The sequence below is a fragment of the Lacinutrix sp. MedPE-SW genome, assembly GCF_001874145.1.
Taxonomy (GTDB): domain Bacteria; phylum Bacteroidota; class Bacteroidia; order Flavobacteriales; family Flavobacteriaceae; genus Lacinutrix.
Window position 1 is genome coordinate 1 of record NZ_MPCX01000016.1, and the last position, 12,201, is coordinate 12,201.

Annotated in this window: 12 protein-coding genes; 6 read left to right on the forward strand and 6 right to left on the reverse strand. The window is 29.5% G+C overall.

Annotated features, from left to right (window positions below; genetic code table 11):
• The 6 genes from BM549_RS13020 to BM549_RS13045 form a co-directional block, all read left to right on the forward strand.
• A partial coding sequence (locus BM549_RS13020) for a T9SS type A sorting domain-containing protein (protein WP_290470663.1) occupies positions 1-1,738 on the forward strand: 1,738 nt, incomplete at its 5' end.
• Between the two features lie 88 nt (positions 1,739-1,826).
• Positions 1,827-2,834, forward strand: a complete 1,008-nt coding sequence (locus BM549_RS13025) for a glycosyltransferase (RefSeq protein ID WP_290470704.1) — start codon at positions 1,827-1,829, stop codon at positions 2,832-2,834.
• Complete coding sequence (locus tag BM549_RS13030) at positions 2,834-3,796, forward strand: YbbR-like domain-containing protein (RefSeq protein WP_290470664.1); 963 nt, start codon at positions 2,834-2,836, stop codon at positions 3,794-3,796. The genes BM549_RS13025 and BM549_RS13030 overlap by 1 nt, the downstream gene beginning before the upstream one ends.
• Entirely contained in the window at positions 3,793-4,380 is a 588-nt protein-coding gene (coaE, locus tag BM549_RS13035) for a dephospho-CoA kinase (RefSeq protein ID WP_290470665.1), read from the forward strand. The genes BM549_RS13030 and coaE overlap by 4 nt, the downstream gene beginning before the upstream one ends.
• 75 nt (positions 4,381-4,455) lie before the next feature.
• Positions 4,456-6,012, forward strand: coding sequence for an ATP-binding protein (locus BM549_RS13040; protein ID WP_290470705.1), 1,557 nt, complete (start codon positions 4,456-4,458; stop codon positions 6,010-6,012).
• 4 nt (positions 6,013-6,016) lie between these two features.
• Entirely contained in the window at positions 6,017-6,721 is a 705-nt protein-coding gene (locus tag BM549_RS13045) for a response regulator transcription factor (RefSeq protein WP_290470666.1), read from the forward strand.
• Between the two features lie 58 nt (positions 6,722-6,779).
• Here BM549_RS13045 and BM549_RS13050 read toward each other — a convergent pair whose 3' ends face one another.
• Genes BM549_RS13050 through BM549_RS13075 form a run of 6 tightly spaced genes read right to left on the reverse strand, consistent with a single transcriptional unit; the run spans position 6,780 to position 12,200 of the window.
• Complete coding sequence (locus BM549_RS13050; RefSeq protein WP_290470667.1) at positions 6,780-8,045, reverse strand: DUF2254 domain-containing protein; 1,266 nt, start codon at positions 8,043-8,045, stop codon at positions 6,780-6,782.
• A gap of 44 nt (positions 8,046-8,089) precedes the next feature.
• Positions 8,090-9,010: a tRNA (adenosine(37)-N6)-dimethylallyltransferase MiaA gene (gene miaA, locus BM549_RS13055; RefSeq protein WP_290470668.1), complete on the reverse strand. Its 921-nt coding sequence runs from the start codon at positions 9,008-9,010 to the stop codon at positions 8,090-8,092.
• A 5-nt stretch (positions 9,011-9,015) separates the two neighbouring features.
• Positions 9,016-9,876 carry an ion transporter gene (locus BM549_RS13060; protein ID WP_013871560.1) on the reverse strand — a complete coding sequence of 287 codons (861 nt, stop codon included), beginning with the start codon at positions 9,874-9,876 and terminating at the stop codon, positions 9,016-9,018.
• A 28-nt stretch (positions 9,877-9,904) separates the two neighbouring features.
• The gene (locus BM549_RS13065; RefSeq protein ID WP_290470706.1) at positions 9,905-11,278 is read right to left on the reverse strand and encodes an exonuclease domain-containing protein; all 1,374 of its coding nucleotides are present in this window, start codon (positions 11,276-11,278) and stop codon (positions 9,905-9,907) included.
• Between the two features lie 14 nt (positions 11,279-11,292).
• Entirely contained in the window at positions 11,293-11,961 is a 669-nt protein-coding gene (locus BM549_RS13070; protein WP_290470669.1) for a YggS family pyridoxal phosphate-dependent enzyme, read from the reverse strand.
• Entirely contained in the window at positions 11,961-12,200 is a 240-nt protein-coding gene (locus BM549_RS13075) for a hypothetical protein (RefSeq protein ID WP_290470670.1), read from the reverse strand. Before BM549_RS13075 ends, BM549_RS13070 begins: the two co-directional genes overlap by 1 nt.
• Between the last annotated feature and the right edge of the window lies 1 nt (position 12,201).

Sequence of the window (12,201 nt, forward strand, 5' to 3'; positions counted from 1 at the left end):
AGATGTTTGGTATAGTTTTACTGCAGCTGTAGATGGTACATATACTGTAACTATAGATGAGACTTTCGATTCTGGTTTTACATCTACATATGTTTCTGCATACGAAGGTAGTTGTGGAGCATTAACTCAAATTGGTTCTTCAACGAGTTGTTTTAATACTTCAAATTTAATTGTAACAACAGTTTCAGGCCAAACTTATTATGTTAATGTAAGAAGTAGTTCTGCTACAAATTACACAGAGTTTGATTTATGTATTTATGTAAATCCACCAGCTCCTGCAAATGACGATTGTGAAAATGCAACACCAATAAGTGCGTCTACAGATTCTTCATGTAATAATGTAATATCTGGAACAACACAAAGTGCAACAGATAGTACAGATGGATGTGGTACAAGTGGAAGAGATGTTTGGTACTCTTTTACAGCTCCTGCAGATGGAGATTTTGTTATAACAGAAACAGAGACTTTCGACTCAGGTTCTACTACAACATATGTAACGGCTTATGAAGGAGCGTGTGGAGCACTTACTCAAGTAGGAAGTAGTACAAGTTGTACTAATTCAAATGCTCTAACTCTAACTGCAGTTTCTGGTACAACGTACTATGTTAATATAAGAAGTAGTTCTGCTACAAATTATACAGAGTTTGATTTATGTATTTTCCAACTTGTTGTTCCAGAAAATGATGCTTGCGAAAATGCAACTACTATTAATGCTGGAGATTCAATATCTGGAAGTACTGTTGGTGCTACTAATGTAGAAAATTTAACAGTATGTTCAGGTGGTACAGTGGGTACTACTTGTGACCCAGGAGGAGATTCTTCACCTAATGGAGGTACTCTTGTTTTTGGAACTGGAGTATGGTATGTATATAACTCGCCTGGAAACGAGTCTATTTCTATAGAAGATTCTGCGGGTGCTTTTGATTCAGAGATTCAAGTTTGGTCTGGTGCTTGTGGCTCATTAGTATGTGTTGCAGGAGATGACGATAGTTCTAATGTAGGATCTGGTGGTTTTGTTTGTTTCGACTCTGAAGCCGCACCTACAACATATTATATTTATATAGATGGTAATGCATCAACAGGAGTAGGTAATTACACATTAAATTTAAATACAACTCCATTACCTCCAGCAAACAATTTATGTTCTGGTGCAGAGGCTTTAACTTTAGGAGTTCAAGCAACAGGAGATACTACTAATGCAACAGACTCTGGAGTTGCAGCAGCTTCTTGTGGAGCAGCAGGAGCAGATCAAGATATATGGTATTCTTTTGTAGCAACAGCTACTGGTCAAGTTGATATTGATACAGATGCAGATACAGCTGCTGTTTATGATGCTTGTGGAGGAACAGAAATAGCATGTGTTGGTACAGGTGTTACAAACGTTGATGGTTTAGTAGATGGTACAACTTACTATGTAAGACTTTATAATACAGGTACCGCTAAAGTAGCAGGACCAGTTGTGTTAACTGTTACAGAAAGTAGCTTATCTACTACAGATTTTGACAATAATATAGTATTCTCGTACTATCCAAACCCAGTTAAAAACACATTAACATTAAGTGCTCAAGAAGAGATTTCTAATGTTACTATTGTAAACATGTTAGGCCAAACAGTATTAAAAGCTGCACCAAATGCAGTTTCTAAAGAATTAGATATGTCTAGTTTAAGTTCTGGAGCTTACTTTGTTCAAGTAACTGTAGGTAATGCTGTTGACACAGTTAAGATTATTAAAAATTAAAACTAATACATGTTTTAACCTTTTAAGTGTTAAAAAAAGCCACTCAATTTTGAGTGGCTTTTTTATTGCGTTTCAGTACATTTGTGAGATGCAAAATGATTTTTCTTTTATAATACCTGTTTATAATAGGCCAAATGAGATTGAAGAACTTCTATTAAGTTTTACCAAGCTTACAACAAAATCAAAATATGAAATTGTTATTATTGAAGACGGTTCTACAGTTTCATCAAAGCCTATTGTAGACTCCTTTAGTTCTCAATTAAATATTTCATATTATTTTAAAGAAAATTCTGGACCTGGAGACTCTAGAAATTATGGAATGCAAAATGCCAAAGGCAATTATTTTATAATTTTAGATAGTGATTGTATTTTACCAATTCATTATTTAAATGAAGTAGAAAAAGAACTAAACAATGAATATGTAGATTGTTTTGGTGGTCCAGATACGGCAGATGATGCTTTCACAAACCTTCAAAAAGCTATAAATTTTAGTATGACTGCTTTTATAACCACTGGTGGTATTAGAGGTAAAGAAAATAGTGTTAATAAATTTCAGCCTAGAAGTTTTAATATGGGCTTATCTAAAAAAGCATTTATAGCAACAAAAGGCTTTGGCGATATTCATCCAGGAGAAGATCCAGATTTATCAATAAGATTGTGGCAATTAGGTTTTAAAACGAAATTGTTTAGTAAGGCTTATGTTTACCATAAAAGACGAATCTCTTGGTCTAAATTTTATAAACAAGTTAATAAATTTGGTAAAGTACGTCCTATATTAAATGCTTGGCATCCAAAAACAAAAAAACTTACCTATTGGTTTCCCAGTATATTTACTTTAGGTTTTATTGTTTCAATACTATTACTTATATTAAATATACCATTTGCATTTTATTTATTCTGCGTTTATTATGCAGTTGCATTTGTATCAGCTTTATTAAGTACTAAAAATATATTGGTAGCAATTCAATCTATAATAGCTATAACTATTCAGTTTTTTGGATATGGTGTGGGTTTTTTAAAATCTACGCTTTATCTTACAATATCAAATAAAACACCAGAGCAATTATTTCCGGAATTATTTTTTAAATCTAAATAATGTCTGCATTAAAAATAAAAATTAGAAATATTTTAAGAAGTAGAAAAATTAATAGCTTTTTGCTGTTTCTAGGTATGGCTTTTGGTATTTTAATATTAACCAAATTATCTAAAGATTATACAAACACAATAACGCTAGATATAAAAACGGTAAACTTGCCAGATGAGGTTGTAATTGTTAACGATTCTTCTCAAAAAATAAACTTAACATTAACAACATATGGTTTTAATTGGCTTAGCTATTATTTAAAGCCTCCTAAAATTGAAGTAGATTTTAATAAAGATGTTATTAAAAAAAATGAAACATATTTATGGACATCTAAAAAAGGATTTTCTAATATTAATAAACAAATTGGAAAAGAAACTACAATTCAAAATATAACACCAGACACATTACTTTTTAATTTTGATGTAAATGCTATAAAATTAGTACCTGTTAAACCAGAAATAGATTTAGATTTTAGTTTTGGTTACGATATAATGAAAGGTCTTAAGGCATATCCAGACTCTGTAAAAATTATAGGTCCTGAAACCTTAGTCTCAAAAATTAAATTTATAAAAACACAAAAATTAACATTAGAATCTGTAAATAAGCCTATAAATAAAAAAGTGAGTTTAGAAATAGACTCATTGAACCCAATTATAAATGTAAAAACAAAATGGGTTACCTTAAAAGCTAATGTAGAAAAGTTTACTGAAGGAGTTATAGAAGTACCAGTAACACTAATTAATGTGCCAAGCAATCTTACTATAAATTATTTTCCTAAAACAATAAAAGTGTCTTACTATACAAGTTTAGAGTATTTTAATAAAGTAAAAACTCAAGATTTTAAAATTATTTGCGATTTTAAAAAAGCTGATAAAAACAGTAGTTTTTTAACTCCAAAATTAGTGAGCGAACCAAGTTTAATTAAAACAGCAAGATTGCAACAGCAAAGTGTAGAATTTATAATAACAGAATGAAAATAGTTGGACTAACAGGCGGAATAGGTAGCGGAAAAACAACAGTTGCAAAAATGTTTAATAAATTAAATGTACCTGTTTACATTGCAGATGATGAAGCAAAAGCCTTAATGGTACGATCAAAAGTACTAATTAGACAATTAAAAGCTTTATTTGGAGAAAACGCTTATATAGGTAAAGAGCTTAATAAAAAGTTTTTAGCTAATGCTATTTTTAATGATAAAAACCTTTTAAAAAAAATGAATGCAATTGTACACCCAAAAGTGGCAAGGCATTTTAAACGTTGGGTTGCAAAACAAGATTCGCCATATGTTATTAAGGAAGCTGCTATATTATTTGAAAATGGTAACTATAAGCAGTGTGACATAGTAATAACTGTAACGGCACCACTTGAAACCAGAATTAATCGCGTAATAAGTAGAGATAATACTACTAAAGAAAAAGTTTTAGCAGTAATAAATAATCAATGGCCAGACTCAAAAAAAATAGAAAAATCTAACTACATAATAGAAAATACAGACTTAGAAGACACTAAACTACAAGTTAAAAAAGTCCATAAATTAATAGTTAATAAATCTCAATAATTCAAAATTTAACATTTTTGTTAACGTTAGGTTAAATGCTATGACATCTAAATGTTAAAATGTTAATTTTGATTGATGAAGAAGAAAGTGTTTCTTGTATTAGTCATTTTAATGACCCTATCGCTAATAGGAATAATATTTGTACAAGGCTATTACATATCGAACTCTGTTGCTAATAAACAAGACCAATTTACATTTAATGTTAAGAAAGCATTAAGTAATGTGTCTAATGAAATTAGTGATGAAGAGTACATGGATTTTGTTAAAAAAATTCGAGATTTATTAAGACAAGGTGTAGCAGTAAATGTAGATACAACAGCATTTATAGACCTTTACATAAAACAAGATATTTCTAATACAGACGAAACACTTATTTACAAAAATGGAATATTAGAAGAAAACTATAAGTTATCTTCTGCGATCTTTGACATAGGTTTAGATAGCGTAAGCATAAAAAAAATAATAAGTAAAAACGAAACGAAAGTTTACAAATCTAGTTCTTTAGATGGTACAGAAACCACAATATTTAGAAGTGGAGAAACCAATAGAACAGAAGATATAGATTTTGAACCACTATATCTTAAATATTCTAGCAGAAGACCAATACATAAACGAATTACTGTAGAAAAAATCGATAGATTAATTAAACTACAGTTACTGCAAGATGATATAGATATAGAATACGAATTTGCTGTATATAATAATGATTTAGCAACTAAAGTTAAAACTGAAAACTTTGATTATGAAAATGCTTTTATGAGCGTTCCTTTTTTTGATAATAAAAGCGAAAATAATTATAGATTATTAGTTGAGTTTCCAGATAAAAAAGAATTCATTTGGTCATCAATCATTGGTATGATAGCATTATCAATAATTTTTACAACTATTATAATTGTAGCATATTCTAGTGCCTTGTTTCAATTAATGAAACAAAGACAGATTTCTGAAATTAAAACAGATTTCATTAATAATATGACACACGAGTTCAAAACGCCTATAGCAACAATAAACTTAGCTTTAGACTCTATTAAAAATCCAAAAATAATAGACGATAAAGAAAAAGTGAAACGCTATTTACACATGATTCGTGAAGAAAATAAACGTATGCATGCACAAGTAGAAAATGTTTTACGAATATCTAAACTAGAAAAAAATGAATTAAACATTAGTAAAGATAGAGAGCGTTTGCACGACTTAATAGAAGATGCTATATCACATGTAGAGTTAATAGTAGAAGACCGTGGCGGTCATATAGAAACAAGTTTAAAGGCTTCAAAATCTACCGTATTAGCAAACGAAACTCACTTTACAAATGTATTGGTAAATATTCTGGATAACGCCATTAAATATTCTCCAGAAGCACCAATTATAAAAGTAGATACGCTAAATGTTGGAAACAACATTATAGTAAATATAAAAGATCACGGTAGCGGTATGAGTAAAGCCGTTGCAAAACGTGTTTTCGAAAAATTTTATAGAGAACACACAGGAAACGTGCACAACGTTAAAGGTCATGGTTTAGGATTGGCCTATGTAAAAAGAATAGTAGACGACCATCACGGTCATATATCAGTAGAAAGTGAAAAAGACAAAGGAAGTACATTTACAATAAAACTTCCGTTAATATCATAACATTATGGATGAACAACAAAAGAAAATATTATTAGTAGAAGACGACCCAAATTTTGGAACCGTTTTAAGAGATTATTTAATGATGAATGACTACGAAGTAGTACATGCCAAAAATGGTATGGAAGGTTTCGAGAAATTTAAAAAAGATGATTTTGATCTTTGTATTTTAGATGTTATGATGCCATACAAAGATGGATTTACCTTAGCAAAAGAAATAAGAGAAAAAAATGCCGATGTGCCAATTATTTTCCTTACCGCTAAAGCAATGAAAGAAGATGTATTAAAAGGTTATAAAGTTGGAGCAGACGACTATTTAAATAAACCTTTTGATAGTGAAGTGTTATTAATGAAAATAAAAGCTATCATGCAACGTAAAGCAACAGAGACAGTTGCAGATAGTAAACAATTTGAATTTAAAATTGGAAGTTTTGATTTAAACTCTAAACTTCGTTTTTTAACTTATAAAGGTGGAGAACCAACAAAACTATCTCCAAAAGAAAACGAATTATTACGTCTATTAGCGCTTCATGAAAATGATTTAATGCCAAGAGAATTAGCGTTAACTAAAATATGGAGAGATGATAATTACTTTACCTCTAGAAGTATGGATGTTTACATCGCAAAACTTCGTAAGTACTTAAAAGTAGATGAGAAAGTTGAAATATTAAACATTCATGGCGAAGGATTTAGATTAGTTGTAAATCCTTAATCAAGCATTGTTACAATAAAAAAAAGCACGACAGTTTTAATTGTCGTGCTTTTTTGTTTTATAAAGCATTAATAAATTTTACATCTCTTTCATTATCAACTGCACTTTTAGCATCTTCTACTAAAGCGTCAATTTCGTTAGCTATACAAGTGTTATAATTAGAATTTGTACAAACCTTTTTTAAATCGGTTAACATTTTATGTAGTTTAGTAACTAAAATTACATCGTGTTTGCAATAGGTTCTCAATGCAGCCATGACATAATATAATAAATCTTTAAAACTTACTGTAGCTAAGGCAACATTAGTAATCTCTTCATATTTATATAAACTCGTGTCACTTTTTTTACATCTTAAAACAAATAATTGTGTTAAGTAATCTATAGCATTTAAAGCTGTTCCAGGATCATTAATTCCAGGAGACATGGCTTTTAAAGCAATTTCTGTTAACTGTTTAAAAGCAAGTATATAATTATCTTCTATAAGTTCGCTTTTGGCAAAATCAAAATGTTTTAAAATAAGTTCTACTTTATCGTTATCAAGTTCTTTTTCAGATTTAAATAAACTGTCTTCTTTTAAAATAAAAGTTCCTTTTATAGGTAGTACTTCAATTTTAGTTTTAAGTTCATGGGCTATTCTTCCTATATTATCTATAGAAATATCTTGTAGGTAACCATTGTTTTTTGGTGTGTAAGTTGTCCAGTTACTAGTGTCTTTAAAAGCTTCAGTTTCTAAGTCTTTTTCAAGATCAATTAATTTTTCTAATCTAGATTTAGAGACTTTAAATATTTTAGACATAATGTTACTTATCTGTATTTCTTGAGAAATAGAGTGTATAAAATATATAAATGCAGCTAAGCAATTCACCATAAATATTATTGAAAATAAAACCGAAAAACCAGGAAGTTGATATTTGTTTCCGTCTGGTTCTATAGAAACTAAAATAAAAATACAATACAATATGGTTGCTAAATAAAAGCCTAAAACAATTTGATGTCTTCTATTAGATATTAGTCCTGGTAATAATCTTGGAGAAAAATTACTTGAGGCTTGGTTTAATAAAATCATTACCATAGAGAAACTAAAAACCATTATAGAAATTAAACCAGCAATAAAGGTTGTAAGTAAAGCTCTTGCAGTTTCACTGTTATTTATAACTAATTCTGGAACAATTTCTAGCAGGTATTTAGATATACCAAGATTTTCTAAAAAAAACATTAAATAAGCAAAAAGGCAGCCAGCAAGTCCTATTATAGAAGGATAGAAAGCTATTTTGTCTTTTAGTTTATATATTGTTCTAAAAAGTTGATTTATTTTATCTTTCATAATATTAGTTGTAAGTACTAATATAATGTTTGTAAATAGAATATTTAGTGGCTTTGCATATTAGTTTTTATACAGGCAATAATCTCTGTAACGTTGGTATTATAATCAAACCAGAAAGTAGATTTGTTTCTCTTAAACCAAGTAAGTTGTCTTTTTGCAAAACGGCGAGAATTTTTTTTAATTTCTTCAATAGCAAATTCTAAACTCCATTCGTTATTAAAGTATTTAAAAAGCTCTTTATATCCAACAGTATTTAATGCATTTAAATGTTGTTTGCTAATTAAGGCTTTTGCTTCTTCAATTTGTCCGTTATCAATCATGATATCTACACGCTTATTAATGCGGTTATAAATAATGTCACGATCTGCTGTTAAACCAATTGTTATAGTTTTAAAGTTACGGTTGTTTTTATCTTTATTTAAAAATGAAGAATATGGTTTTTTAGTTCCAATACATATTTCTAATGCGCGTATTACACGTTGCGGATTATCTATAGCTATTGTATTGTAAGATTTAGGATCTAAAGTTTTTAGTTTTAACTGAAGCGACTCTAAACCATGTGTTTCTAAATCCTTGTTTAACTGTGTTCTAATACTTTTATCTACGTCTGGAAAATAATCTAACCCTTTAGTTACAGCATCAACATAAAGACCAGAACCACCAACCATTATAACTACATTTTTATCTTTAAATAAAGTGTTTAATGTATTAATTGCTTCCTTTTCAAATGTGCCAACACTATAGTCATCAATTATAGATTTATTATGAATAAAATGGTGTTTAGCTTGAGAGCGTTCTTCATGAGTTGGAGCTGCAGTACCAATTTGCATTTCTTTAAAAAACTGTCTTGAGTCTGCCGAAAGTATTTCGGTATTAAAATGTTTAGCAAGTTTAATGCTTAAACTTGTTTTTCCTATAGCGGTTGGTCCAACTATGGCAATTAGGTATTTGTTATTTAAGCTCAATTTAATTATTGAATATGAAGGTTGTGACCACAGCTATAGCAATACTCTGCATCGTCTTTATGTTTTGTAGATAAACAGTTTTGGCATCTTTGCGAGTTTAATTGTATATCGTCATGATTGCCATTGTTTTTATTACCTGTTTTATTTGCACTTTTAGTATATTCTGCAGATACTATTCCTGTTGGTACTGCAATAATACCATAACCCATAATCATTATTAATGTGGCTAAAAATTGGCCTAATGGAGTTTGTGGTGCAATATCACCAAAACCAACTGTAGTTAACGTTACAATACACCAATACACACTTTTAGGAATATTGGTAAACCCATTTTCTTCACCTTCTATGAGGTACATTAACGTTCCAAAAATTATTGAAGCTATTATTACAGCAAATAAAAATACAGAGATTTTTGCACGACTAGCCTTTATAGCAGAAGCCAATTGGTTTGATGCACCAAGATACCGTGCTAGTTTTAGAATTCTAAATACTCTTAATAGACGTAATGCTCTTAAAGCAACTAGAGCATGAGTTCCTGCAAAAATTATAGATAAATATTTAGGTATTGTTGATAGGAAATCTATAATACCATAAAAGCTAAATATATACTTTAAAGGTTTTTTTACAGTTATTATTCTTGCAATATATTCTACGGTAAAGAGTATGGTAACTATCCATTCGCCGATATTTAGCAGGTTGTGATATTTATCATCAATCCACCTTACACTTTCAAGCATAACAAGTATAATACTTGCTAAAATAAAAACAAGTAAAACAACATCAAAAAGCTTTCCTGCAGGAGTATCTGCTTCGTAGATAATCTCATATAGTCTATCTTTCCAATATGTGTTTTTCTTTTTACTCATAGAATCAAAAGTACTAAAAAGATTACGTTTAATTTTCAGTATTAAATTTAAGAATTTTTAAACGCTTTTTTTTACGCATGTATGTTTGAATAATATGTTGCGTATCTCTATTATTATCCATTGGTGTTAATATAGATTTTAAGATTTCTATATTGTTTAATTGATAGTTTAAATCGTAAAAACTATAACCTTTATAAACACCATTTTCAATTAAAATGGCGCTTCGTTCGTTTACATTTCTTCCGCGATCAATTATAATCATGTTTTGATTACTGTAGCTATATTTTGTTATAATTTTTTGAACTCTAGAATTATAAGCTTCTGTGTTCTCTTCATTTATACAAGCGCCTTCACATTCTTTAATTTCGTATTTAAAACAACTGCTTAAGGTTTTTTCTAAACCTGTAAGTTTTAAGCATAGCTTATGTTTTTCGGCTGCATGATTTAAAAAAGCTTTGCCACTTTGTTTGTTTGTAAATGTGGTTATTGCTTTTTTTCTACCATCAACAGGTTCTATATTTAAATTTATATAACCATTGGTGTCAATAGATTTATAAAGGCCGAGAGAGAATAAACTTTTTTTTAGTGCTCTATTTAAAATAGGTTTATTACGCTTAATTTCTTCATTTTCTTTTAATAAAGCAATAAGTTCGTTTCCTGTTGCTTCGTAAGTTACTGTTGCTACTTTTAGCTGGATTTTTTTAGACTTACTATCTGTACCAGTAAAATGTTGGTTTATACGTCTTTTTATATTTTTACTTTTTCCTATATATATAATATCACCATCTTTATTATGTATATAATAAACGCCAGTAATACTTGGCATTTGTGCTATAATATCTACAAGCTTTGGTTCTAATTGAAGCTTTGGCTGTTTGCGTAAAAATGTTTGAATTATAGTTTTCTCAATATCTTTACTAAGTAAAAGTTTAAAAAGTTTAACTGTAGCTAATGCGTCTCCAGATGCACGATGCCTATCTGTCACGGGTATACCAAGTGAACGCACTAATTTACCTAGGCTATATGATGGTAAATCTGGAATAAGCGTTTTAGACAACTCTACAGTACAAAGTGTCTCGCGTTCAAACTCAAAACCTAAACGCTTAAATTCTGTACGTAAAATTCTATTATCAAATTGTGCATTGTGAGCAACTATAATACAGCCTTCGGTTATTTCAACTATACGTTTTGCAACCTCATAGAATTTTGGAGCATTGCGTAACATATTGCTATTTATACCTGTTAGGTTTACTACAAAAGGTTGTATTTCACGTTCTGGATTTACTAAACTTATAAATTGATCTACAACTTCGTGGCCATCAAATTTATAGATTGCAATTTCTGTTATGCCTTCTTCATTATACTTACCACCAGTAGTTTCTATGTCTAAAATTGCGTAAATAGGCTAAGTTCTTTTTAATTATAATTTCTAGCTCCAAATATACTACTTCCTATTCTAACCATTGTGCTTCCACAATCTATTGCTAGTTTATAATCGCCACTCATTCCCATACTTATAGTTTTTAGGTTACAGTGCTTACTATTTAGGAGTTTTAATTCTTCAAAAGCCGTTTTTAAAAGTTTAAATTCTTTTTCTATTTGAAGTTGGTTGTCTGTAAAGGTTGCCATTCCCATAACACCTGTAATATTGATGTTTTTTAATGTTGAAAAGTCCTCCGATTGTAAAATATCTGAAGCTTCTTGTGTAGACATTCCAAATTTAGAATTTTCTTCGGCAATTTTAATTTGAAGTAAACAATCTATAACTCTATCATGTTTAATAGCTTGTTTATTAATTTCTTTTAAAAGCTTAAAACTCTCAACACCATGAATTAAGCTAACAAATGGAGCCATGTATTTTACCTTATTACGTTGTACATGTCCAATCATGTGCCAAGCAATATCTTTAGGCATTTGTTCATGCTTTTCTACCATTTCTTGAATTTTATTTTCTCCAAAAATGCGTTGTCCAGCATTATAAGCTTCCATTAAATCACTTACCGGTTTTGTTTTAGAAACAGCTACTAGTGTAACTTGTTCTGGTAGTGATTGTTTAATTATGTTGAGGTTGTTTTGTATGCTCATTATTCTTCTTTTCTAGTAATTGCGTAATATATTACATAAAACCAGCTAAATAATCCATGAATTATTGCGAATAAAATAGATTTGTTTCTATCCAATGATGTAACTACAGCAATTACAGATCCCAATCCAACGCCATTTTTTATTATGGTTTTTTGTATTGTGGCAGATTCGTTTTGAAACGCAAAACATTCTAAGCCTATTAAAAATATAATACAAAAAGAAATAATGTGTTTATTCATA

Coding starts and splice junctions, on each gene's coding strand:
- coaE (WP_290470665.1), top strand. CDS start 3,793: ATGAAAATAGTTGGACTAACAGGCGGAATAGGTAGCGGAAAAACAACA.
- BM549_RS13070 (WP_290470669.1), bottom strand. CDS start 11,961: ATGAGCATACAAAACAACCTCAACATAATTAAACAATCACTACCAGAA.
- BM549_RS13075 (WP_290470670.1), bottom strand. CDS start 12,200: ATGAATAAACACATTATTTCTTTTTGTATTATATTTTTAATAGGCTTA.
- BM549_RS13060 (WP_013871560.1), bottom strand. CDS start 9,876: ATGAGTAAAAAGAAAAACACATATTGGAAAGATAGACTATATGAGATT.
- BM549_RS13050 (WP_290470667.1), bottom strand. CDS start 8,045: ATGAAAGATAAAATAAATCAACTTTTTAGAACAATATATAAACTAAAA.
- BM549_RS13025 (WP_290470704.1), top strand. CDS start 1,827: ATGCAAAATGATTTTTCTTTTATAATACCTGTTTATAATAGGCCAAAT.
- BM549_RS13045 (WP_290470666.1), top strand. CDS start 6,017: ATGGATGAACAACAAAAGAAAATATTATTAGTAGAAGACGACCCAAAT.
- BM549_RS13040 (WP_290470705.1), top strand. CDS start 4,456: ATGAAGAAGAAAGTGTTTCTTGTATTAGTCATTTTAATGACCCTATCG.
- BM549_RS13030 (WP_290470664.1), top strand. CDS start 2,834: ATGTCTGCATTAAAAATAAAAATTAGAAATATTTTAAGAAGTAGAAAA.